Origin of the sequence: Acinetobacter sp. 766875 (assembly GCF_000582055.1) — a bacterium.
Classification (GTDB): domain Bacteria; phylum Pseudomonadota; class Gammaproteobacteria; order Pseudomonadales; family Moraxellaceae; genus Acinetobacter; species Acinetobacter nosocomialis.
In genome coordinates this window covers 396,193-420,796 of the sequence record NZ_JEXX01000001.1, presented here as the reverse complement: position 1 = coordinate 420,796, position 24,604 = coordinate 396,193, and the positions used below count along the sequence as shown (strand labels likewise).

Sequence of the window (24,604 nt, the reverse complement as noted above, 5' to 3'; positions counted from 1 at the left end):
ACATGGATGTGCCCTCTGTTCAACAAAGGTTTTTGTTACTTTTGACCCTTCAAAAGTAAAGCATAGCCAATATAGAGCTTAATAAATTAAACATGAGACCAAAGGTCGCATATCACGTAAAATTATTAATTTAATTAAGCCACTTGCTCATCGCGCTTAAATACCAACTCTTTTGCCGATGAGTTATCAGCATCAAAGTAGTAACCTTCAGTATTAAAAGCTTTAAGTTCCTCGGCTTTATTTAATTGGTTTTCAACAATAAAACGAGCCATTAAACCACGTGCTTTTTTAGCATAGAAACTAATGACTTTATATTTGCCATTTTTCTGGTCAAGGAAAACAGGCTTCACAATATCAGCCTTAATTTTCTTTTCATTGACAGACTTATAATATTCATCCGAAGCTAGATTTACCAGCAGCTCAGATTTAATTGCTACCAAGTCTTCATTAATCTGGTTAGTGATGATATCACCCCAGAATTCATACAAATTATGGCCACGCGTATTTTTTAATTTAGTACCCATCTCTAAACGATAAGGCATCATTAAATCTAAAGGACGCAATAAACCATATAGACCAGAGAGCATACGCAAATGCTGCTGTGCAAAGTCAATATCTTTATCTTTTAAATGGTACGCATCTAAACCAGTATACACATCACCTTTAAATGCATAGATTGCTTGGCGAGCATTTGAGAAATTAAATTCGGGATTCCAATCTCTAAAACGGTCTGCATTGAGTGTGGCAATTTTTTCACTAACACTCATTAAAGTCGCAATTTCCGAAGCGGAAAGTGTGCGGCAAACATCAATTAATTGTGCTGAGTTTTCTAATAAGCGCGGCTGAGTAAACTCATCTGTAGGTAGCGCTGTTTCATAATCTAAAGTTTTTGCAGGAGAAATTAAAGCAAGCATAGATAACCTGAAAAAATTATTCTTAATACCAACTATAACAGTAGATATTTTTTAATGCTAACTCGTGTTTTCAATGACGACTATCGGTAAAATAGGAATACGTATTGTTATTTATCGATTCTTATATGTCTGAGCAAATTTTCATTCAGGGTCCAGTAGGTAAAATTGAACTTTTTGTAGACCGCCCTGAAGGTGAAATCAAAGGCTTTGCGGTTGTTTGCCATCCGCACCCATTGCAAGGTGGAACTCCTCAACATAAAGTCCCTGCTCTTTTAACCCAAATCTTTAATGAATATGGTTGTATTGTTTACCGTCCTAGTTTCCGTGGTTTAGGTGGCAGTGAAGGTGTTCATGATGAAGGCCATGGCGAAACCGAAGATATTTTAGCTGTGATTGAACACGTTCGTAAGCTTCATGAAGGCTTACCATTCTATGCAGGCGGTTTTAGCTTCGGCTCACATGTTTTGGCAAAATGTCATGCGCAGCTTAGCCCTGAATTACAGCCTGTACAATTAATTTTGTGTGGTTTACCAACAGCTACTGTTGTGGGATTACGTCACTATAAAACCCCTGAAATTCAAGGTGATATTCTACTTATTCATGGTGAGCAAGATGATATTACTTTACTTTCAGATGCAATTGCATGGGCAAAACCGCAGAAGCATCCAATTACGATTTTACCGGGCGCTAACCACTTCTTTACAGGTTATTTAAAACAGCTTCGTCAAATCATTACACGCTTTATTATCATGAAATAAAGTGTATTTGATGGGCATAACTTAAGAGTATGCCCATCATTTTCAAGTATGTCCTTATTGAAAATTATTCCAACTTAACCCAAAACGTGCCAAATATTTTTTTACTCGGTCGCTATCATTTACTATAATTTTTATAAAATTCTAATAAGTGTCTATAATATAAATTACGCATTTGATTAAAAAATTCCAAGAATATGCTTCATTTTACTTTTTTAGGCACATCATCAGGTGTACCCACACTTTCCCGTAATGTTTCAGGATTAGCGGTTCGTAACAGCAAAAATAAGGACTGGATTTTAGTTGATGCCGGCGAAGGTACCCAGCACCGCATTCAACAAGCTAAACTTTCCTTGCAAAACCTAGTTGCCATTTGTATTACACATGTTCACGGCGATCATTGTTATGGTCTAGTTGGTTTATTGGCAAGTGCGGGAATGAATGCTCGTAGCAAACCCTTAATCGTGATTGCTCCGAAAGAAATTCAGCAATGGTTTGAGATCACGGCCCAACTCACAGACTTACACTTGCCCTATTCACTGCAATTTATTGATGTGAATGATGCAATACAGCCACAACAGATCACTGATGAATTTATTGTTCAAGCACATCCTCTAAGCCATCGTGTTCCAAGTTTTGCTTTTAGTATTTATATCAAATCTATTCAGAAGAAGTTAGATATCCAAGCTCTCACACAGCTAGGCGTGCCTCAAGGCGATATGTGGGGCCATTTAAAACGTGGCTACAATATTGAATTTGAGGGACAAACTTTAAAAGCTCAAGACTTTATCAAAATTCAAAATCAACAAGTTCATGCAATTATAGGTGGTGATAATGACCAACCAGAACTATTAGCCGACGCTTGCAAAGATGCCCAACTCCTTATTCACGAATCAACATACTTGCAAACGGTTTTAGATAAAATCGGCAAAGGTCCAATGCATAGCTCAGCAAAAATGGTGGCTGAATTTGCAGAACAGCAATCTTTGGGTAATTTAATTCTGACGCATTTTAGTCCTAGACATCAGGATAAATCTGGCCAGCAAGCTATTTCCGAAGAAGTTCGCCAGTTTTATAAAGGTCATTTTTATTTAGCAAATGATTTTGATGAATTTACTTTAAATGAAACAGGACAACTTTTAAAAATCGAGTAAAAAATTATATTTATTGAGAGATCGAATTAACTACACATCATTTCCATGTAAAAGTTTAAGAAGCTCATAACTGAGCTTCTTATTTCTTAAAAAATTACTCTACAGATGCCAAAGCGGTTACCAGTAGCTTCCAGCATTTCTCTACAGTATCTACTTTTACTCGTTCGCCTGGTGCATGTGCACCTTGAATATCAGGCCCAAACGAAACCATCTGTAAATGTGGGTAATGTTCAGCAATAATCCCACATTCTAAACCCGCATGAATTACTTTTAGATTTGGTTCAATATTAAACGCATTTTGATAGGCTTGTTGTAAGCACTTTAGTGCCGCTGAGTCAGGATTTGGTGTCCAACCTGAAACTAATGGTGTGAGTATAGAGGCGATATTAAATTGACGAAAATGTGCCTGAATTTTTTCTGCAAAATCTTGAGCTTCTTGGTTGACCATTGAGCGAACCATTAAAACAGCTTTTCCGCCTTCTCTATTTAGTGTCACCACTCCAATGTTATTTGAAGTTTCAACCACATCTGGTAAAGCTTGACTCATACTTGCAACGCCATAAGGACTTGTTGCTAAAGCTTGTAACCACTCGTTTTGCTGTTGTTGAGCAATCACTTCAGTCACTTCAGCACTATTAGGCTGAATTGTTAATTGCAGATTGTCATCAACACCTTGTAGCTGTTTTTTCCATGCTGTTTGATATTCATTGAGTAATTTTTCTAATTCAGGCAATTGGTTAGATGAAATTGCAATAGTCGCTACAGCTTCTCTCGGTAAAGCATTACGGGCCGTACCACCTGTAAACTCAACAAGATGCCCACCAAGTGAGCCTAAATATTGATTTAAAAAACGAGCCAAAATAACATTTGCATTGCCGCGTCCTAAATGGATATCTATGCCAGAGTGTCCGCCTTTAAGACCAGCCACCTGAATATTCACAATATTTAAATCTTTAGAAATTGGTTCATAGCTAAGCGGCTGCTCTACCTCAATATCAATACTACCAGCACACCCTAGATACAACTCACCCCATTCTTCTGTATCAATATTAAATAACCATTTTCCTTTTAATATACCGGCTTCTAAAAGTCGAGCACCGCTCATACCTGCTTCTTCATCGACTGTTAAAAGAACTTCTATTGGTCCATGAGCAATATCATTTGAATCTAAAACAGCTAAAGCCAAAGCCACCCCAATGCCATTATCAGCACCTAAAGTAGTGTCTTTGGCAATTAACCAGCCATCTTCGAGGACTGGACAAATCGGGTCTTTAAAGAAATCATGTACCGTGCCAGTGTTAGCTTGTGTGACCATATCTAAGTGGCCTTGAAGAATAACGCCAGATACATGTTCTTTACCCGTAGTTGCATCCTTTCGGATAATTAAATTACCAATTTCATCTACGTAAGTTTCTAAATTTCGACTTTCGGCCCAGTTTTTTAGATACTCACGAAGCTGTTGTTCATGCTTTGAGGGACGCGGAATCGTACAAAGTGTTTGAAAATGCTGCCAAACAATTTGAGGAGATAAGTTTGAAAAATCAAATGGCACCATATATTTATACTCTCACAAATATTCTTAATAAACTTAGGTTTATTCAAAGATAAGAATTTATCAGCGCAGTTTTAGCCTTTATTAAAATCGACGCTGATAAATTAAAAATGACTCTAAATGTAGAATAGATTAGATATAAAAATCAAAGTTAAATTTCACGAACCAAACGGAAACCCCACATGATTGAACGGGCTTGTGAAGTTACATAAGCATTACGATAGGCAGTTCGTACGTTATAAGTGTTATATATCCATGCTCCCCCACGTAAAACTGGGAAGTTACACTGCCCATTATTTTCCTCACCCCAACGATGATTTACACTAGGAGCATTTTCATAATTTGCATGCCAGCAATCATCCACCCATTCTCGGGCATTGGCACTCATATCATATAAACCGAAATTGTTTGGTAAAAACTTCCCTACTGGGGACGTAAAAGGATAACCATCTGTGCAATTAAATAAACTCCAACCACTGGTTTGTGGTAGTGCTACAACTGTTGCTGGATCTAATACATTTGCATATTTACAAGCTTGGTCAAGATTAAGGTCATCTCCCCAATAATAGGCTGTTGTCGTTCCAGCACGAGCCGCATATTCCCACTCAACCTCTGTTGGTAAACGGTAAGTCTGGCCCGTTTTTTTAGATAACCATTTCGCGAATGCTCTTCCATCTTCACGGCGTACACATACAACAGGATCCTGAGGTGTCTGATTCATACCCGAATTATTTGGATTTAAATCATCTCGATACCACATATTGAAAACACCATTTCGCGTTTCCCAATTACGGCATCCTTCGACTTCCCAGCCAGTTTCCTTTTGGAAAGCCTGAAACTCAGCAATTGTTGTTTCATAAGTTGACATTGCGAATGGTTTTTCGACTTGTACTAAATGTTGAGGTAATTCATATGGCCGAGATTGAGCAGGTACATTTTGTTGCTCTTGCTCATTTATATTTCCGCCCATTAAAAAGCTACCAGCTGGAATAACTGTCATTTCTGGACAAAAACTATCTGAACAATCTTTAAATTTAGATTTTGCTGCCGTTAATTGATTAATATTGGTGTTGGTTAATGACGCTAATTTAATTTCAGGATTCATATTAGGAGGGTTATTTATTTGACGAATTAATAAATTAATTGTTCCTTTCCACTCACTTAACATTTCTCTAAGCATAGCAGGCCGCTCAATACTTACGCCTGTTCCATCATAGTCAGGAGCATTACATCTCGCTCTTAATACTGTCGACTCATCAGTAAGCTGAGCTAGTTTGGGAATAATTTGATTATCAAGAAAAACTCCTAAATTATTTGAACTCGCGATACTGGCTCTTAGTTCTGCCGTTGATTTTTGAGCTACTGTCGCCTCACCGATAACTTTAGAATAGACACTATCACATTGATTTTCTTGCCATACCAAAGTTTGTTTAAGATTCTCCAAGGAAGTAATAGTTTCTTCTAACAACTTCTGATTCTTCGAATTTATGGTTGTATCTTTATCATCATTATTACAAGCTGATAATAAGGAGATAATCAATATACCAAAGCCTTTTGAATAATTACTGGAAATTATATTCATGTTAATTCTCTGTAAAATAATATAAATAAAAAGAGGAAATTGATTAGTTGTTTGTTAAATAGTATTTTTAAATTAATAGAAATTTAGATCAAAATTCAAACAATATTATTTTTTTGTTTGTTAATTTTTATTAAATAATGTCACTACAAAAATAAAAAATTCTTATCAATATTAATCAATCAAAAGGGTGAACAAATATGTTCACCCTCTCTTCACAAAATATGCTTAATTGGTCAAGACTTCCAAACAAATTCGGAGAAACTCTGATCGGCTTTCAAACTATTTTCAACAGCCTGCGCAAGCTGACGAATAATGCTTTGTGTTTCGATTTTCTCAAACCAGTCTTGTTCTTCATCTGGATTGGCAGAGATTTCACACATTAAATGCCCATCGTGGTCCGTTTTCTGGCAAGTAATAGACAACGGCAAAAGATGATTATCAATGCTTACTTCTACTTTTTCATGCTCATGTACAATATGCTGTGCATCGAAACCATAATGCCCCAATTGTTTAAATAATAAGGCCGCTACATATTCTTGAGTGATATGGCATTCATTTGGTGGATGATCAAGCACCCCATGTTCTGGGCAACTGGCAATAAATTGTAATTTTTTCATCCTTTGTCCTAACACTATTATCATTATCTGCACTTAGCATAAGCAATAAACAAACAGCAGCCAAGCCTTTAGCTCGCTGCTGCCGTTGCTATTGTGTTAGCAATTATAAAATGTATTAGGTCAAAAGTTATTGGCTAACTTCAATCGTTAAACCTGCACGATTCGCCAACTCAGTAAATGTTGGGAAACTTGTAGCAACAGTTTCAGTACCATGAATTGTAATCGGACCAGAAGTACGAAGCCCTGCCATACTAAAACTCATAGCAATACGATGGTCATGGTGCGATTCGATTTCACCGCCAGCAAAGATTGGTGACCAATCGCCAGATTTGCCTTTTCCTTCGATAATGATGCCATCTTCAGTTGGTGTGCAGTCAATACCCATGATTTTTAAACCATCTGCCATAACTTGAATACGGTCAGATTCTTTCACACGAAGCTCTGCCGCACCTGTGAGTACTGTTTGACCTTCAGCACAAGCCGCTGCAATAAATAATGCTGGGAATTCATCAATTGCCAAAGGCACTTGATCTTCAGGCATATGAATACCTTTAAGGGTACGTGAACCTTTAATATGAATATCAGCAATAGGTTCGCCACCAGCAATACGTTCATTTTCAACAGTCAGGTCAGCACCCATCTGTTTTAAAATTTCAATTACACCCGTACGTGTTGGGTTAATACCTACAGCTTCCAGAACAACGTCTGCTCCTTCAGTAATTGCAGCACCCACCATAAAGAAAGCAGCAGATGAAATATCAGATGGTACTTGAATATTAGTACCTACTAATTTTCCACCACCAACGAGTGAGATTTTATTACCTTCAGTTTTAACATCATAGCCAAATGCACGAAGCATACGCTCTGTATGATCGCGTGTTGGTTCTGGCTCAGTTACCGAAGTTTCACCTTCAGCCCATAAACCAGCAAGTAAAATACCAGACTTCACTTGAGCAGATGCCATAGGTAAATCGTATTGAATACCTTTTAATTGCTGACCACCAGTAATACTTACAGGTGGTGTACCTTTCTCGCCTGTTGTTTGAATTTGCGCACCCATTAAACGTAAGGGTTTAGCAATACGCTCCATTGGACGTTTAGAAAGTGATGCATCACCTGTCATAACAGAATCAAACTTTTGTGCAGAAAGCATACCTGAAAGCAAACGCATGCTTGTACCAGAGTTACCCATATACAATGCACTTGCTGGTGCTTTTAAGCCATGCATACCCACGCCATGAATGGTCACTTCACCATTTTTAGGGCCTTCGATGCTTACACCCATATCACGAAAAGCTTGTAAAGTTGCTAGAGCATCTTCACCTTCCAAGAAGCCAGTTACATGGGTGGTGCCTTCGGCAATAGCACCAAACATAATGGAGCGATGTGACACAGATTTGTCACCCGGTACGGTAAATTTACCTTTAAATGCCTTATTTCCCGGTAAGATACTGAATTGCTGTGTCACCTTATTTTTCTCCATTAAAGGTTTTTTGGCTAACATATGATTGAAATGTTGGCGTGCTGCCTGAGCATGGCCGAGTAAACCCATTAATGCATGAGAATCTTCGTTTTCAATCAATTTTCTAAGTACGGTAAGTTGCTTTTCGAAGCCATCTACTGCATTTAAGATAGCGGTTTTATTGGCAAAGAAAATGTCATGCCACATTTGAGGATCACTTGCTGCAATTCGTGAAAAGTCACGGAAACCACCAGCCGCATAACGGAAAATATCCAAGTTATCTTCACGGTTTGCAAGTTGCTCGACTAGATTAAATGCCATTAAATGCGGTAAATGGCTCGTATGTGCCAAAACCTCATCATGCTTGGCAACATCCATACAAATAACTTCAGCTTTAGCAGCTGACCAAAGTTGAATCAGTTTATCAACAGCCCATTCTGCACTTGTTGGTAACGGCGTTAAAATCACTTTATGATTTGCAAAGAGATCGACCTTACCTGCATGAACACCCGTGTGTTCACTACCTGCAATAGGATGCCCCGGTACAAAACCTGTTGGTAAATTTTCACCAAATACAGCTTTTGCTGCATCAACCACATTACCTTTTGTACTTCCCACATCGGTCAAAATTGTGGTTTCTGACAAATAAGGTTTAATTTGCTCAAGCACTTTTTGTGTAGCACGTACAGGTAAGGCTAAAACAATTAAATCCGCCCCTCTCACGGCCTCTACAGGATCGGAAAATCCTTCTTGTATTAAACCAAGTGATTTTGCATCTTCTAAAGTTTTCTGTGAGCGTGTAGATGCCACAATAGTTGTCGCCAACTTTTCTGCAACAATAACGCGAGCCAAACTCGACCCAATGAGTCCTAAACCAATAAATGCAACTTTTTTAAATAGGGGTTGTGACATAACTTCAACTTTGCTTTTGCTCAAAGTTATTTAAATCTTTGAGCAATTTGTTTTTTAAGCTTAATGACATATTCCTTTGGATATATGTCATTATTCCAACGTAAGTAATTAAAGAACAGCAGCAGGATAAGAACCTAAAATACGAAGCTCTTTTACCATTGGACGGATATCATTGATTGCAGCAGCAACGTTTTCTTGATCGATATGACCTTCTAAATCGATAAAGAATACATAAGCCCATTTTTCAGGTAATGCTGGACGGGTCTCAATACTCGTTAAGCTAATATTATGTTTTGCAAACGGCGCTAAAATTTCTAATAAAGCACCTGCACGATCATGTGCTGAAATTAATAACGATGTTTTGTCATTACCACTTTGTGGAATTTTTTCACGGCCAATCACTAAGAAACGAGTGGTATTTTCCGGATTATCTTCAATATTGCTATGCAAGATTTCAAGATTATACATACCTGCTGCAATATCAGATGCAATTGCTGCTGAGTGCCATTCGTTGCGAATACGGCGTGCAGCTTCTGCATTTGAGTTTAAGGCAACACGTTCAACACCTGGATAATGCGCGTCTAACCACTGACGGCATTGCGCCAAAGTTTGCTGGTGCGCATAAATCTGTTTAATGCTGTCTTTACGCGTATTTTCAGAAACCAGGAATTGATGATGAATACGCAATTCAACTTCACCAATCACATTTAAATTCGATGTTTTAAAGCAATCTAGTGTGTGGTTCACAATACCTTCAGATGAGTTTTCAACTGGAACTACACCATAATGTGCACTACCCGCTTCTACTTCACGGAACACTTCATCAATAGTTGGTAATGGACGGACAACTGCATCTTTACCAAAATGTTTAAGTACAGCAGATTGCGTAAAAGTACCTTCAGGTCCTAAGAATGCAATGCTTTGCGGAGCTTCTAAAGCAAGGCAAGCAGACATAATTTCACGGAACAGACGCGCCATGGTTACATCAGATAAAGGTCCCTGATTGCGTTCCATAACTTTGCGTAATACTTGTGCTTCACGTTCAGGACGATAAAACAAAGGATTCTCTTCGGAAGCAAATTTAGCTTTAGCAACAGCTTCAGCAAGGCTTGCGCGGCGATTTAATAACTCTTGAATCTGTTGATCTACGCTATCAATATCTTCGCGAATTTGTTCTAAACTAAGAGAAGTCGTTTTGTTTTGATCATCGTTGATCATTGGAATGCAGCCTCAGAAAAATCATCTTTTAAACGAGAGTATAACAATAGTCGGCTTTGATTTGTTAGGCAATATCGGTGTACCGGCTTTTTTCGTTAATCACTCTCAAACCTGTCAATAAGATTACTTTATTTGATAATGATTTTCATTTATTATTTTACTTATAACATTTACTTAACTTTATTATGCTTAAACCATTTTTCTTTTTATCTTGTAGTTTTCTCTTGGGAACTTTAATAAGTACGCCTGTTTTGGCTCAACCTTCAATAAAAGATCAATCAAAAATCGTTTTTCAAAATAATCAGGCACAATTCCAAATCAAATCTAAAAATACAGGTCATGAATATCTAATTCAAATTTATAAACCGCCTGTGGCCCCGCCCCAACATGGTTACCCTGTACTTTATATATTAGATGGAAATGCAACTTTCCCTAGTGCTGCCAATATTGCTCAGTCAATTGGAGCAGGTTCGACTAAATTAGGTTTAGATCCGCTCATGATTGTAGCTGTTGGTTATCCACATCAAAAAACCTTTGATGTGCAAAAGCGTGCTTATGATTACACACCAGAACCTTCTGCCCAATTTCAAGCACACGGTAAATATAAATATGGTGGTGCTGATCAGTTCATTGCCTTTTTAAATAACGAACTCAAACCTGAAATTGCAAAACATTTTCCGGTTAACAGCCAGCAACAAAGCCTCTATGGGCACTCTTTTGGAGGCTTGTTTGTGCTTTATCATTTTTTTCAAAAGCCAAATGCATTTCAGCGTTACTTCGCTGCAAGTCCTTCTTTGTGGTTTGATCAAGGCATGTTATTTCAACAGTTAGAACATTGGCAAAGTCAAAAACTAAATCATTTCCCTTTACTCATGACCACAGTCGGTACACATGAACAAGGTGGCCCTCTTACTCAACTGAATAATACGCTTAATGAAGCAGACTTTTTTAAAGCTTTAGAAAATAAACGTTCAAACGAATTTAGTTATTGGCATTTTTATAACCCTGCCGAACAACATATTACAAATTTGTATGCGAGCTTACCTAAAGCACTTATGTTTGCTTCTTGTCAAAATTTAGAAAGCTGTAAATCTTTATTTGATGGACCCTTACATCAGCCAGCCAAGTAAAAACATAATTACATTTAAAGCTGATTATTTCGTTGTTCTTAAAGATAGTCCTCTTAATGCATGGATTGGTTATACTGACCCAATATGTCATAACAACAGTAAAATAGAATGAATAAAATTATTGTTTTAAGCCTATTGGGTTTTACAACTTTTAGTTTAACGGCTTGCGGCGGTTGTCCAATAATTGCAGGTTGCAATGGTACTGATAATTCTCCGTACTATATGACGACTGTCAGTAATCAAATTCGTGGTATTCCAATCCCACCTCAAACCAAGCTGACCTATCAATCGCAAAATTTCAGACAGAAATTTGAACAAACACATGCTTTAAAAGAAAAAAATTTATCAGGCATTACATTACCAGAAAATACAGCAATCATTTGGGGAGGTATGCCAGTAGATATGTTTATACAATTTTCTAATCCCGAAATGAAAGGCTTCTCGGTCTATCCAGCACGAGGATTTAAAACAGAATTATCAAATGAGTTTTTACATTTATGGAAAAGCTGTGAAAGTGATTTAGACATTAACTTAAAGAATCCAAATGACTGGTCATTTAATCCTGAAAATATGGAAATAACGGGTTGTGGCATCAATCAAAAACGTAGCAAATATACCGAAGACTCTTTTCGTCAAGATGAAGCCGATGCATTTTTAATAAAGATCAATCAGGCCTTACACAAGTTACCCAAGCAACAAGACTATCCTGTCATTTATCGAACTAACAAATAGGTAATATAAAAAAGCCTACTCAAAGGTAGGCTTTTTTTAAAACTATTTAATTAGGCTTTACCAATTAAGCCACGCGCTACGATTTCTTTCATAATTTCATTTGTACCACCGTAAATACGCTGAATACGAGCATCTACAAAGAAACGTGAAATTGGATATTCAGTCATATAACCATAACCACCAAAAAGTTGCAGCAAGTTGTCAGCTACTTTCATTTGCATATCCGTACTAAAACTTTTAAGTGCGGCTGCTGTTTCCACATCTAGCTTATCTTCTTGATATAGAGCAACGTTTCTCTCGTAAAAAGCAGCCGTAGCAAGCTCATCAATTTTTGCTTGAGCTAAAACAAAACGCGTATTTTGGAATTGAGAAATAGGCTGGCCAAATGCATGACGTTCTTTTACATAAGCCGTTGCTAAATCAATTGCACCACGAATAGCTCCAATTGCGGTAGATGCAATAGCGGTACGTTCACGTGGTAACTCTTGCATTAAATAAGCAAAACCTTGTCCAGCTTGACCGAGTAACTGGTTTTTAGGAACCTTAACATTGTCAAAAAATAGCTCAGAAGTATCTTGAGAATGTAAACCGATTTTGTCGAGGTTGGTACCTTTCTTAAAGCCATCCAAATGTGTATCTGCCAATAATAACGATACCCCTTTCGCACGCGCTTGAGGATCGGTTTTTACTGCAAGCACCACAAGGTCAGCATGTTGACCATTTGAAATAAATGTTTTTGATCCATTTAGTAAATAATGGTCATCTTGCAAAATGGCGCTCGTACGCATTGATTGTAAGTCTGAACCAGCACCCGGTTCAGTCATACCAATTGCCCCAACTACTTCACCAGTTACCATTTTCGGCAACCAATATTGTTTTTGCTCTTCTGTACCAATATGTAAAATATAAGGTGCAGCAATTTCAGAGTGACATGAAATAGCAGTTGATAATGCACAAAAACCAGCTCGAGCAGACTCTTCAACTAACATTAATGAATAGTAAGTTGGAACCCCATAACCGCCATATTCTTCTGGGACATCCACACATAAAAAGCCATTTTCGCCCAGTTGATTCCACACTGAACGCGGCATAATTCCTTCACGTTCCCATTGGTCGTAATGTGGAGCAATATGCTCATTCATAAAACGTTTAAAATTATCACGGAATAATTCTAAATCTGCATCATATGCCAACATAATATTTTCCTTCGGCTTTATTGTTTTATCGAATCTCATTGCTGTGCATGCTAATCATTTTTTTAGTTACTGTCATGGCATAGCTGCTCATTTAAACTGTACTTTTCAGTCAGCCAATAAAAAAGGAAGCTTAGCCTCCTTTTTATTACGATAAATGATTAGTGAGATGCCTCAGCAATTACACTTTTTTGCTCAAGCATTTTTCTATCTACTTCATCGGGATTATTCAGTGCATCATTTAGTTTATCTTTATCTAATGCACCAACCCATTTCGCAACCACAATCGTTGCTAAAGAGTTACCAACAAGGTTCGTTAAAGCACGAGCTTCTGACATGAAACGGTCAATACCTAAAATCAATGCCAAACCTGCAACTGGTATATGACCAACAGCAGATAAAGTTGCAGCCATAACAATAAAACCAGAACCCGTTACACCCGCCGCACCTTTAGATGAAATTAAAAGTACCAATAGCAAAGTAATTTGATGCTGGATATCAAGCTGTGTATTTGTTGCCTGAGCAATAAAGATTGCAGCCATGGTCAAATAAATTGAAGTACCATCGAGGTTAAATGAATAACCTGTTGGGATGACTAAACCAACCACAGACTTTTCACAACCTGCGATTTCAAGCTTACGTAGCATACGTGGTAGAACTGACTCAGAAGAAGATGTACCAAGTACAATTAAAAGTTCTTCACGAATCAAACGCACCATTTTAAGAATGCTAAATCCACTCAAACGGCTGATGGTTCCTAATACTAAGAAAATAAATAATAAACAGGTAATGTAGAAACAGAGGATGAGCTGGCCCAACTGTACCAGTGAACCCACACCATATTTACCGATAGTAAACGCCATTGCCCCGAATGCACCTAATGGAGCAAGCTTCATGATCATATTTACAATGTTAAAGAACACATGAGCAATTTGATCAATTAACTTTAAAACTGGACGTCCTGCATCACCTAGCTTATGCAGTGCAAAGCCAAATAGAATGGCAAAAAGAAGGACCTGTAAGATTTCACCATTTGCAAATGCACCCACTACTGTATCTGGGATGATATGCATTAAGAAATCAACGGTAGATTGTGATTCACCAGAAGTGACGTATTTTTGGATACCTGAAGTGTCCAGAGTCGCAGGATCAATATTCATTCCTACGCCTGGCTTTGCAATGTTAATCACCACAAGGCCAATCAGAAGTGCGATTGTTGAAACGATCTCGAAGTATAACAACGCAACACCGCCAGTTTTACCCACTGACTTCATACTTTCCATACCAGCGATACCACTGACCACTGTACAGAAAATAACAGGTGCGATGATCATTTTAATCAAACGAATAAAAGCATCACCTAATGGCTTGAGTTGCTCACCTAAACCTGGAATATGGTGTTCAACACCATTCACTATTTGCGTTGTACTTGGTGAGAAATGCCCAACCAGAACACCCGCAATAATCGCAATAATCACTTGAAAATAAAGTGATTTATAAATCGGTTTTTTAGCCATAACTTTACTTCAATCTATATTTCCAAGTCCGTTGGAAATATCAAAATGAAACGTCTATTCTTTACGAATACACAGCCCTAACCTTTCACATAAACACCGCAAAAGGGAAACGGTTTTTTGGGAACAAAAAACCTTCCTACTACCTCAATGAAAACGAAATACAGTTTTCTAAAACAGGAGAATACCTGAAGTTTCCAACCACTTTGAGTAGCCAGAAATAACCTCTTACTTTTCCAATAAAAAGCTGAAGATATAGGAGAATCACATAAAATTATGATATGAGTGCTCAAAAAAGCACGTGAAAGTTTACTCGAATTAAATAGCAATTCGGTTAAAATTTTGGCTAATACGCACAAAAAACACTCATGCAGCCTTAAGACTTTAGTATGAGAAACACTTTTGATATTTTTTCAGCAGTTTTTTATGTCATATTGATAAGTCCTTGTAGACATTTCATTTTGAGCTGTCTCCCCCTTATTTTTACTGTTTTGAATTGCCATGAATACTAAACGTAATATCTATAAAGATGCTGAACATCCCTTTGCTCAATATGTCCGTATTTTAGGTAAGGGGAAAACCGGCTCTCGCTCACTAAGTTATGAAGAGGCCTATCAGGCTTTTACCATGATTTTAAAAGGTGAAGTTCTTGATGTTCAGTTGGGTGCTTTTTTAATGCTGCTACGTGTTAAAGAAGAGTCCATTGATGAGCTTGCAGGCTTTGTACAAGCCACCAAAGACCAACTTAATTTTCAACCTTTAGATGTGGACTTGGACTGGTCATCTTATGCAGGCAAGCGGAAACATTACCCTTGGTTTTTATTAGCAGCTCTTACTCTTGCTCACCACGGCTATAAAATCGTCATGCATGGCGCTTCTGGACATACGATTAACCGGGTCTATACCGAACAAGTTTTGCAATATTTAGATTATAAAATTTGCCATTCTGAACAAGAAGTCCGCACACAATTGGCCGAACAGAATTTTGCTTACTTACCGCTAGATGTGATTTCACCTGTTTTAAGTGATTTAATTTCTTTACGAAATGTCATGGGTTTACGCTCACCTATTCATACGTTAGCCCGTCTCATTAATCCTTTTAACGCTAAGGCCACCTTGCAAGCCATATTCCATCCCGCGTATAGAACTTCCCATCAGCATAGCGCACTTCGCTTAGGCTATCAAAATAGTGCAGTCATTAAAGGTGAAGGCGGTGAATTTGAACGAAACCCCGATGCTAAAACTCTCATTTGCGGTATTAAAAATGGTGAACTCTATGAGCATGAGTTGCCAAAGCTTACGCCTGAACGTAGTCCAATTGAAGAAGAGTTAGATTTAGCAACCTTTAAAGCGGTCTGGCTTGGAAAGCAAAATCATGAATATGGGGAAATGGCCGTAACAGAAACTATGGGTATTGCTTTATATACCATGGGCGTTGTTTCTAGTTTTGAGGAAGCAATGCAAAAAGCAAAAGTGTTATGGGAAACACGTAATTCAAGCCAATAAAACTGATATAAGATCATACAGCCTTCTATAGCATGTTTTTCTTATATGGCTACATATAGGCAATACTTACTTTTCAAAGATGAAAAGTAACAAAAATCTTTTGTTGAGCAAACAGTACTTCCATGTACTGTTGCTCAACTGGCGACATCCATGTCGCCGACGCGATAGCAAATGCTAACTAGGATTTATTCTTTTGTTTTAAAATACGGTTTTAAACAAAACGAATCGGTTTAAATTCAGGCTCATGCTTGTGATGATCATCTTCACAAACCTCACCCTCTTCTTTTGTACCACGGTCAATATAACCGCTACGCTGTTCTTCTGGTAAGTTCTTTAACTCCCAAGCAATCACAGCTTGCATACATGTTTCGCGCTGCTCTTTCGTTAAAACAATACCATTTGGCCATTTACCAATTTCTACTGCTGTTTTTAAACGCTCTACAATTTCAGGGTTTAAAACAGATAGCATTTGTTCAATATTCATGATTCATCTCTTTGAAAAGATTCAAAATCTTGGTTCCAACCCAGTTTGGTACGACAAGCCATATAGAAATCATAACCTGGTGGGTGTAATAAACTTAATTTAAATGGGTGTTTGCGGATGTGCAAACTGTCACCAACATTGAGCGATACACTATGTTGCCCATCTGCACTCACCATCGGTAATACCCGATTTTCGCGAATGACGATTTTAATTTCACTTTGCCCACCAACTACGATCGGGCGTGAAGATAATGTATGGGGGTGCATAGGAACTAATGCAATAGCATCCATACTCGGATGTAAAATTGGACCACCACCTGACAATGCATAAGCAGTTGATCCTGTCGGGGTCGAAACAATTAAACCATCACTATGCTGACGGTAAACATATTGACCATCAATATTAAGTTCAAAGTCAATCATATGTACCGACTTACCTGAGTGTAGTACAACGTCATTTAAAGCAATTGCATCATAAATGACTTCACCATTGGTCCGTACTTCCATTTCAAGCAAGAAACGGCGATCAAGTTGGAAATGACCTTGTAATACCTGATCAAGTTTAAAAATAGCTTCCGCAGGCTTAATATCAGTTAAAAATCCTAAACGCCCACGGTTAATACCAATGACAGGTGTATTGTAGCGAACTAAAGCTCTAGCTGCATGAAGTAAAGAACCATCTCCACCTACTACAATCACCAGATCAGCAACTTCACCTAATAAGTGACGACTAACAACTTGTGCATGATCATAGGGCACTAATTCGGCAGTTTCCTGATCAAAAATGGGGTTTAGGCCTAAACTTAGCAAATGGTCATGAATTAAACATAGTGTTTCTACAACTGATGATTTATCCGGTCGACCAATTAACCCGACGTTTCTGAAGGACTTATGTGAAATTTGCACGAATGAGTAAGCTCCGCTGCGATTCTACGCTATCATAACATTAACCTGATTAATTTAAAAAAACATAACAACAAGATGCTGTAAAATTCAATCTAAGTTTTCCATTTATTCACAGTTTTATCATTGCAAATTGATGACAAGCTATCGCATCATTAACGTATTGTTTAGGGTTTTATCTCATTTATATGAAGTTTGAACGTGGTATCGGTTTCTTCGCGCTAATTTTTTCCATATTGGTGATTGGTGCTTTTATTGCTCTTAGTATCTATCTGATTCGTTTAGATAATATTATCCGTGAAAAATTTGAAGGACAGCGCTGGGACATTCCTGCCAAAGTGTTCGCTCGGCCTTTGGAAATTTATAATAATGCACCCATTACTCAAGCAAATTTTACCCAAGAATTAAAATTATTAGGTTACAAAACTTCAAGTAATTATGACAAGTCTGGAACCTTCGTTGCTCAAGGCAGCAACATGTATGTACATACACGCGGTTTTGACTATGGTGATAGCGTAGAACCGGAACAAGTTTTAGAACTTAGCTTTGCAAATGACCAAGTTGCAGAGGTACGCAGTACAAAACCTTCTTCAACAGGTGTGGCTCGTTTAGAACCTTTACTGATTGGGGGGATCTATCCTCAGCATAATGAAGACCGTGTTCTGATCAAACTCAATAATGTTCCTAAACCACTCATTGAAGCTTTAATTTCTACAGAAGACCGTAATTTCTACCATCACCACGGTATTTCAATTCGTGGTACAGCACGTGCTTTGGTAAGTAATGTCACTGGAGGACGTCGCCAAGGTGGTTCAACCCTGACACAACAGTTAGTCAAAAATTTCTATCTAACCCCTGAACGTACATTAAAGCGTAAAGTTAATGAAGCATTAATGGCTTTACTTATTGAGCTTCATTACAGCAAAGATGAAATTTTAGAAGCTTATTTAAATGAAGTAAATTTAGGCCAAAATGGTAACTATTCAATTAATGGTTATGGCTTGGCTTCGCAGTTTTATTTTGGTTTACCACTTCGTGAACTTAATGTCGCGCAACAAGCTTATTTAGTCGGTTTAGTTCAAGGGCCATCGTTATATAACCCTTGGAAAAACCCTGAAGGAGCAAAAAATCGTCGCGATACAGTATTGAATAACATGCGTGTAATGGGTTATTTAACTCAAGCCGAATATGAAACTGAAATTGCACGTCCTTTAGGTGTTCTCAGCAAGCCAAGCTTAGGTCCTGCAAAATTCCCTGATTTCCTAGATATTGTGCGCCGTCAGTTACGTACCGAATATCAAGAAAGCGATTTAACTAATCAAGGATTACGTATTTTTACGACCTTGGATCCAATTGCACAAACTCAGGTTCAAGATGCGTTTAAAGCTTCTGTAGAACGTCTGACTCAAAGCAATCCTGCCCGCTTGAAAAACTTGCAAGGTGCGGTACTGATTGCACATCCTGAAAACGGTGAGTTGATTGCAGCCGTTGGCTCAACTCAAGATTTTACTGGCTTTAACCGTGCTTTAGATGCAAAACGTCAAGTCGGTTCTTTATTGAAGCCAGTGATTTATTTAAGTGCAATTGAGTCTGGACGTTATAACTGGGCAAGTAAGATCGAAGATGCTCCTATTAGCATTCCGGTAGATGGCGGTAAAAGTTGGACACCGAAAAACTATAGTGGCGGTGGTCATGGCGTTGTAAGTTTAAGTGAAGCCTTAGCAAACTCTTACAATCTATCTGCAGTTCGTCTAGGTCAAGAATTTGGGTTATCTACATTTACCAACAACTTAAGAAAATTTGGTGTTGAATCACCAATTCCAGCCTACCCATCTATTTTCCTTGGTGCAGTTAATATGTCACCAATGGAAGTACTCGGTATTTATGAAAACTTCGCTACAGGTGGCTTCAAATATCCAACTCGTGCGATTCGTTCTGTGGTAGATGCAAATGGCCGTTTACTTGATCGTTATGGTTTAAACGTACAACAAACCATTGACCCTTCGGTTGGCTATATCATGAACTATGGCCTACAACAGGTCATGTCATCAGGTACGGGCCGCGCAGCGTATAACAGCTTACCTCCTACTTTAAAATTGGCTGGTAAATCAGGTACAACTAACGATACACGTGACTCATGGTTTGCTGGTTATTCGGGGAACCATGTCGCTGTAGTATGGTTAGGTCTAGATGACAACAAAGTAACTGGCTTAACAGGTTCATCTGGTGCATTACCAGTGTGGATTAATGTGATGAAACAATTACGTCAAACACCAGTAAATCTACGTCAGCCAGACACGGTACAGTGGCAATGGATTGACCATGCAACAGGTGATTTATCAGCACAAGCTTGTGCTGGCGCGATGTATATCCCTATGCTGACACATACGGTTCCGCATCGTGCTACGCCATGTGGAGCACCGTATTATCAAGTTGATCCAACATACGCACCACAAAGTGATAACACAGCACCAGCTTCTCAACCGGATAATAGCGATAGCTATATTCGTGAGAGTGAAAGCCAGATGGAACAAGATCTGTCGAATAACACACGAGTGATTTCTAGTGGTAGTTATAACAACTAAGCATTAACAGGAAACAGGATATGTTAAAGAAAGGTGTTTTTTATATTGGTGCTGTACTTATGGTCGGCTGTACAACTTTACCAGATCATTCAGCTCCAAAAGACAAAACACCACCTGTTACTGAAAAAAAGAATGCTGAGACACCATCTGGTGTAAAAATTACACCCTATGATCATCCAGATATTCAACGTAAAAGTTTACAGGTGATTGTTCCTCAGCAGAAAAAGCCCCAACGCTTTAATGATGATGGAAGCCAGTTACCAGCTTTTAAAACTTTAATGCAAAAAACTGAGCAAGCTTACAAAAACCAGCAATGGTCAGATGCAGAGCGCTACGCCCTTCAAGCCCAGCGTTTAGCTCCACAGGCTGCCGAGACTTATTTATTTCTTGCACTGACTGCAAATCATAAACAGCAATATGCTAATGCTGAGTCTCTTGCAAGACGTGGTTTAAGCTTTGCTCAGAGCCAAGCGATGAAAAAACAGCTTTGGCTAACCATTTTAAAAGCGGGTCAACAACGTAATAACCCAAAAACTGTTCAGGAAGCTCAGCAAGCATTAAAAGCGCTCTAGCTTTTAATGCTTTTATGTCTTTTTAAAAATTACGAATACCAGCCAAGCCATACGCACCATATTGCTGTGCTGTGGCTAAATCATCAGGACTCATGCCCCCTAAAGCAAAGACGGGAATCTGGCATTTGTCAATTAAGTCAGCAAAACGATCCCACCCTAATGCGCTAGCGTCAGGATGGGTCTCTGTTACTTTGACAGGGCTTACAAAAACAGCATCACAACCAATTTGCTGAGCATGCTGTAAAGAAACCGCATCGTGGCAAGCAGCAATAAAGCGTACTCCCATTTCTAAGTCGCCTTTATGCAAACTCATTAATTGAGACTGTTTAAGATGTACTGTTTTTATACGGCTTTTTAAATCAGGTTTTAGTTTGTGCCAAGTATCGACATTCACAATTAATTTTGAAAGCTGATTTGTATCTAAAAGAGCTAATTTTTCTAGATCATCCTCACTAACATTATCTTTTTCACTGCGCCAATACACTAAAGTTGCTTCATTTTCGGGTAGTGTGAGCGTAGCGCTAATTTTAATAAAATGTGGCCAATATAATCTTTTAATAATATCTTTATTGGCTTTCGGGAAGTTTAAGTTAACTAGCTGATCACGCGTATACCATGTCCAAGGCTGATGAATAAGATTTAATAATTCATCAGGTACATAGCTATGGAACAAATGAAGGTTGACGATAATGTCATCATATTCATGGTGAATATAATCAAACTGATGCCAATCTTTTAAACCAATACCGACTTCTTCATAAATTTCACGGCGGCATGCTTCTTCAGGCGTTTCACCCTGCTCAACCTTTCCTCCTGGAAACTCATGCTTTCCACCTTGATGCTGCTGTTCACCACGCCATCCAACTAATATTTTTCCGCGATGAATTAAGATAGCTATTGCGACATCGACTATCGGTTTAGGCATTTTTCTACTCACTCAAATTTTTCCCAAGTGTAAGCAAATTTTATCAATTTATAAATTCTTTAAAATCTCATTGACAGATCTATTCGATAATGATTATCATTTAAATCGTTCAAGAATATACCACGGAGCACAACAAATGAACGCACCTTTTAGCTTATTTACTCGTAACACTGACTCAGCTCATGCCTTACCAATGCTGCATTCTAACAACCTATTTGCATTAGGTCGTGAAATTCGAATTATGCATGCTGGCGAGGAATACCGACTACGCCTTACTCGCAATAACCGTCTCATTTTAACTAAATAAGAACTACCCTCGCGTTTCAATAATATTCGTGGGAAAACAAAAAATGGATAGCATGGGCAACCATGCTATTTTTTTATTTCATGATTAAAAGGCAATGTCACCTCAACTTTTAAACCACCTTGGTTTGCATGCATAAATTGCAGTTCCCCACCATGGAGTTGAATAATTTTCTTAGTAATTGATAGACCTAATCCTGAGCCTTGTTGCTGCGTACCTAATACACGAAAAAAACGCTGTCCTAGACGTCTTAAAACTTCATCATCTACGCCATTTCCAGTGTCTTCTATAGAAATTTTTAATTGTTGCTGATCATGACTGAGCTCAACATGAATAAAACCCAACATAGGACTATAGCGAATAGCATTATCAAACAGATTTCTAAAAGCAATGAAAAGTAATTCTTCATTTGCAAATATTTTGGTTTCATTTGACAAAATATTTGTCTCAATCATCATTTGTTTGGCTTGTGCATCCATACTTACAGTTTCAATTACTCGAGCTAATAGATGGTTTAAATCAATCACACTCTTAAAAAGTTCTGGTTGTTCTATTTCATTAGGTTCCAAACGAGCAAGGAGCAGTAAATTTTCAAGAATTTTGGTACTTCTTGAAACGTCTTCTTGGATCCGTTCAAAGTCTTGATCAAGCTCTGGAATATGCTGATATTTACGTTGTAAAACTTGCAGACGCATTTGTATGGCAGATAATGGTGAACGTAACTCATGTGATGCATCTGCGGTAAATCGCTGTTCAGCAACGAGTGCCCTTTGGAGCCTTGCGAGTAACTGGTTTAATGCATCTATGACGGGTTGAATTTCTGTAATGACATCTGGGTCTTGAATCGGTTCTAAATTTGATGCGGTTTTTTGAGCAATACGTTTAGAGAGTAGGTTGAGAGCCGCCAATTGTTGTTCGGTACGCCAACTTACAATGACCCATTGTAGTAGCCAGAACAAAACCATAAGACCACTATATCCAGCGAGTGCTTTGAGTACTTCTTCAACACGAGTACTCATGGGTTGAAAAACCTCAACTTGCAGCTCTGAATCTTTTTGTTGTGCGGCCAGACTACGCCATAATTGACCATCAAACCAAAAATATGAAAAACCTTTTGATAAATTGCCTTGTTCAAAAAGTTCATGTTGGTAGGTATGAGAATGAGTAAGCAATTGACCAGAATTTAATAATTCATATTGAATATCAAACTCATCACTGAGCTCGTCAAATTGTCTCATAGAATGTTTAGAGAGATCAGAAACCAGTAAGGTATCTGAAATTTCATCCATGATTTCATCTTGCACTGACATGTTGTGATAAATCGAAAATATGGTAAGCAAACTTAAAGCGAGCAGTCCCACCACGATACTGCTCCACATGGTGGTTTTAACCAGTTGAGACTGCAAAGAGGATCTATTCGTTTTCATTTTAAATCTCCCATACGGTAGCCTAGTCCCCGTATGGTTTTAATACTGCTACTGCCGATTTTTTTTCGAAGTTGATAGATAAAAACCTCTATTGCATTACTTTCAATCTCGTCACCCCATGCATAGAGCGCTTCTTCTAATTGATCCCGAGTAACAATATGTTCAGGATGAACCATGAGCTTACGTAAAATTTGGAACTCTTTCGCTGTTAAATCAATAGAATTTCCGGCCAACGATACAACTTTTGCTTGAGTATCGAGATGTAAATCTCCCCATATTAAAATCGATTGCTGAGTTAAAGTTTGATTACGTAATTGAGCACGGATTCGGGCAGATAACTCTTCTAGGCTAAAAGGTTTAATCAAGTAGTCATTTGCGCCTAAATCTAGTCCCTCTACCCGGTCATGAATGCTGTCACGCGCTGTAATAAAAATGACAGGTACATTTTTTTGTTTATAACGGATTGTTGTTAAGACTTTTTCACCTGCCAGTTGAGGTAAACCTCGATCAAGTAAAATACAATCATAGTCATGCTGCTCAATCGCAGTAAGGGCATAATCACCTCTTTCGACCCAATCGACTTGATAGCCATCTAACTCTAACCAAGATTGAATACTTTCCGCTTGAGAGCGATCATCTTCTGCAAGCAAAATTCTCATCTATTTTTCCTGTTATATTCTGTCTTGATCTTGCCAAGCCTTTATTAAAAAAGCAAAGCCGCATCATCAGTGCGGCTATAAATATTATAAGTAAAGTCCAGTGCTTAAAACTGGATTTGTTCTACATCAATTTCTACATGTTTTGAGGGTTTAAAGTCTATATCTACTTCACCAACTAAACCAATATTAGTTGTTGGGGAAATAGGATGACCTTGCCAAAGCTCATCATCTACATTAATAGTGATAGTACCTGTTTTATCTCGGAACTGATATTTCTCATCTCCAATAGATTTCACGACTTGTCCATGTAGTTTTACAGGCGTATCGTCTTTTGCCGTTAATGCTTGCTTAACAGTAGTGACCGTTGCAGATATAGCCGCTGCTTGACTCATAGATATAGGAGCTAGCGCTATACCAGTAAGCGCTGTCATCAAGATCACTTTAAATGCTTTCATAAAATCACCTATTTGATTACATCTTGGAATGACATCAGTAAAACAAGCAT

23 protein-coding genes are annotated in these 24,604 nt (G+C 38.1%); 8 read left to right on the top strand and 15 right to left on the bottom strand.

Annotated elements, in window-relative coordinates; genetic code table 11:
* Positions 1-134 precede the first annotated feature (134 nt).
* Entirely contained in the window at positions 135-914 is a 780-nt protein-coding gene (yaaA, locus tag J576_RS01895; RefSeq protein WP_002049265.1) for a peroxide stress protein YaaA, read from the bottom strand.
* Between the two features lie 125 nt (positions 915-1,039).
* Here yaaA and J576_RS01890 point away from each other — a divergent pair, with 125 nt between their 5' ends.
* Positions 1,040-1,672, top strand: coding sequence for an alpha/beta hydrolase (locus J576_RS01890; protein ID WP_016805219.1), 633 nt, complete (start codon positions 1,040-1,042; stop codon positions 1,670-1,672).
* 54 nt (positions 1,673-1,726) lie between these two features.
* On the opposite strand, the gene J576_RS20610 is transcribed toward J576_RS01890, so the two are convergent.
* On the bottom strand, positions 1,727-1,807 hold the full coding sequence (locus J576_RS20610) for a hypothetical protein (protein WP_493302653.1): 81 nt from the start codon (positions 1,805-1,807) through the stop codon (positions 1,727-1,729).
* 59 nt (positions 1,808-1,866) lie between these two features.
* On the opposite strand from J576_RS20610, the gene J576_RS01885 reads away from it, so the two are divergent.
* A complete protein-coding gene (locus J576_RS01885) occupies positions 1,867-2,823 on the top strand; it encodes a ribonuclease Z (RefSeq protein WP_002049170.1) in 957 nt (318 codons plus the stop codon).
* Positions 2,824-2,917: 94 nt separating this feature from the next.
* Here J576_RS01885 and J576_RS01880 read toward each other — a convergent pair whose 3' ends face one another.
* The 5 genes from J576_RS01880 to pheA form a co-directional block, all read right to left on the bottom strand.
* Positions 2,918-4,378 (bottom strand): aminoacyl-histidine dipeptidase, encoded by a 1,461-nt coding sequence (locus J576_RS01880; RefSeq protein WP_002049363.1) that lies wholly within the window; start codon positions 4,376-4,378, stop codon positions 2,918-2,920.
* A 148-nt stretch (positions 4,379-4,526) separates the two neighbouring features.
* The gene (locus J576_RS01875) at positions 4,527-5,957 is read right to left on the bottom strand and encodes a formylglycine-generating enzyme family protein (RefSeq protein ID WP_025467744.1); all 1,431 of its coding nucleotides are present in this window, start codon (positions 5,955-5,957) and stop codon (positions 4,527-4,529) included.
* A 233-nt stretch (positions 5,958-6,190) separates the two neighbouring features.
* Positions 6,191-6,574: a hypothetical protein gene (locus tag J576_RS01870; protein WP_002049301.1), complete on the bottom strand. Its 384-nt coding sequence runs from the start codon at positions 6,572-6,574 to the stop codon at positions 6,191-6,193.
* 127 nt (positions 6,575-6,701) lie between these two features.
* Entirely contained in the window at positions 6,702-8,948 is a 2,247-nt protein-coding gene (locus tag J576_RS01865; RefSeq protein ID WP_002049075.1) for a bifunctional prephenate dehydrogenase/3-phosphoshikimate 1-carboxyvinyltransferase, read from the bottom strand.
* Between the two features lie 108 nt (positions 8,949-9,056).
* The gene (gene pheA / locus J576_RS01860) at positions 9,057-10,166 is read right to left on the bottom strand and encodes a prephenate dehydratase (RefSeq protein WP_002049199.1); all 1,110 of its coding nucleotides are present in this window, start codon (positions 10,164-10,166) and stop codon (positions 9,057-9,059) included.
* A gap of 185 nt (positions 10,167-10,351) precedes the next feature.
* Between pheA and J576_RS01855 the strand changes: the two genes are divergently transcribed.
* Positions 10,352-11,296: an alpha/beta hydrolase gene (locus J576_RS01855; RefSeq protein WP_002049259.1), complete on the top strand. Its 945-nt coding sequence runs from the start codon at positions 10,352-10,354 to the stop codon at positions 11,294-11,296.
* A gap of 108 nt (positions 11,297-11,404) precedes the next feature.
* The gene (locus J576_RS01850) at positions 11,405-12,028 is read left to right on the top strand and encodes a hypothetical protein (protein WP_002049128.1); all 624 of its coding nucleotides are present in this window, start codon (positions 11,405-11,407) and stop codon (positions 12,026-12,028) included.
* Positions 12,029-12,078: 50 nt separating this feature from the next.
* Here the strand turns inward: J576_RS01850 and J576_RS01845 are convergent, their stop codons facing one another.
* Both J576_RS01845 and J576_RS01840 read right to left on the bottom strand, forming a co-directional pair.
* Positions 12,079-13,224 carry an acyl-CoA dehydrogenase family protein gene (locus J576_RS01845; RefSeq protein WP_033855470.1) on the bottom strand — a complete coding sequence of 382 codons (1,146 nt, stop codon included), beginning with the start codon at positions 13,222-13,224 and terminating at the stop codon, positions 12,079-12,081.
* A 158-nt stretch (positions 13,225-13,382) separates the two neighbouring features.
* The gene (locus J576_RS01840; protein ID WP_002049312.1) at positions 13,383-14,738 is read right to left on the bottom strand and encodes a dicarboxylate/amino acid:cation symporter; all 1,356 of its coding nucleotides are present in this window, start codon (positions 14,736-14,738) and stop codon (positions 13,383-13,385) included.
* Between the two features lie 498 nt (positions 14,739-15,236).
* Here J576_RS01840 and J576_RS01835 point away from each other — a divergent pair, with 498 nt between their 5' ends.
* Positions 15,237-16,241: a glycosyl transferase family protein gene (locus J576_RS01835; protein WP_002049173.1), complete on the top strand. Its 1,005-nt coding sequence runs from the start codon at positions 15,237-15,239 to the stop codon at positions 16,239-16,241.
* 211 nt (positions 16,242-16,452) lie between these two features.
* Here J576_RS01835 and J576_RS01830 read toward each other — a convergent pair whose 3' ends face one another.
* Both J576_RS01830 and J576_RS01825 read right to left on the bottom strand, forming a co-directional pair.
* Positions 16,453-16,725, bottom strand: coding sequence for a YeaC family protein (locus J576_RS01830; RefSeq protein ID WP_002049252.1), 273 nt, complete (start codon positions 16,723-16,725; stop codon positions 16,453-16,455).
* The gene (locus J576_RS01825) at positions 16,722-17,630 is read right to left on the bottom strand and encodes an NAD(+) kinase (protein ID WP_002049094.1); all 909 of its coding nucleotides are present in this window, start codon (positions 17,628-17,630) and stop codon (positions 16,722-16,724) included. Before J576_RS01825 ends, J576_RS01830 begins: the two co-directional genes overlap by 4 nt.
* Before the next feature lie 185 nt (positions 17,631-17,815).
* Here J576_RS01825 and mrcB point away from each other — a divergent pair, with 185 nt between their 5' ends.
* Positions 17,816-20,212, top strand: a complete 2,397-nt coding sequence (mrcB, locus tag J576_RS01820) for a penicillin-binding protein 1B (protein WP_002049355.1) — start codon at positions 17,816-17,818, stop codon at positions 20,210-20,212.
* A gap of 20 nt (positions 20,213-20,232) precedes the next feature.
* The gene (locus J576_RS01815) at positions 20,233-20,784 is read left to right on the top strand and encodes a tetratricopeptide repeat protein (protein WP_002049196.1); all 552 of its coding nucleotides are present in this window, start codon (positions 20,233-20,235) and stop codon (positions 20,782-20,784) included.
* A 22-nt stretch (positions 20,785-20,806) separates the two neighbouring features.
* On the opposite strand, the gene J576_RS01810 is transcribed toward J576_RS01815, so the two are convergent.
* Positions 20,807-21,709: an NUDIX domain-containing protein gene (locus tag J576_RS01810; protein ID WP_002049113.1), complete on the bottom strand. Its 903-nt coding sequence runs from the start codon at positions 21,707-21,709 to the stop codon at positions 20,807-20,809.
* Between the two features lie 136 nt (positions 21,710-21,845).
* Between J576_RS01810 and hemP the strand changes: the two genes are divergently transcribed.
* A complete protein-coding gene (gene hemP / locus J576_RS01805) occupies positions 21,846-22,016 on the top strand; it encodes a hemin uptake protein HemP (protein WP_000993415.1) in 171 nt (56 codons plus the stop codon).
* A 65-nt stretch (positions 22,017-22,081) separates the two neighbouring features.
* Here hemP and J576_RS01800 read toward each other — a convergent pair whose 3' ends face one another.
* The 3 genes from J576_RS01800 to J576_RS01790 all read right to left on the bottom strand — a co-directional run bounded on the left by J576_RS01800 (position 22,082) and on the right by J576_RS01790 (position 24,554).
* Complete coding sequence (locus J576_RS01800; protein WP_002049101.1) at positions 22,082-23,440, bottom strand: sensor histidine kinase; 1,359 nt, start codon at positions 23,438-23,440, stop codon at positions 22,082-22,084.
* Positions 23,437-24,099, bottom strand: a complete 663-nt coding sequence (locus J576_RS01795; RefSeq protein WP_002049133.1) for a response regulator transcription factor — start codon at positions 24,097-24,099, stop codon at positions 23,437-23,439. The genes J576_RS01800 and J576_RS01795 overlap by 4 nt, the downstream gene beginning before the upstream one ends.
* A gap of 104 nt (positions 24,100-24,203) precedes the next feature.
* A complete protein-coding gene (locus tag J576_RS01790; RefSeq protein WP_002049212.1) occupies positions 24,204-24,554 on the bottom strand; it encodes a NirD/YgiW/YdeI family stress tolerance protein in 351 nt (116 codons plus the stop codon).
* Positions 24,555-24,604: the final 50 nt, after the last annotated feature.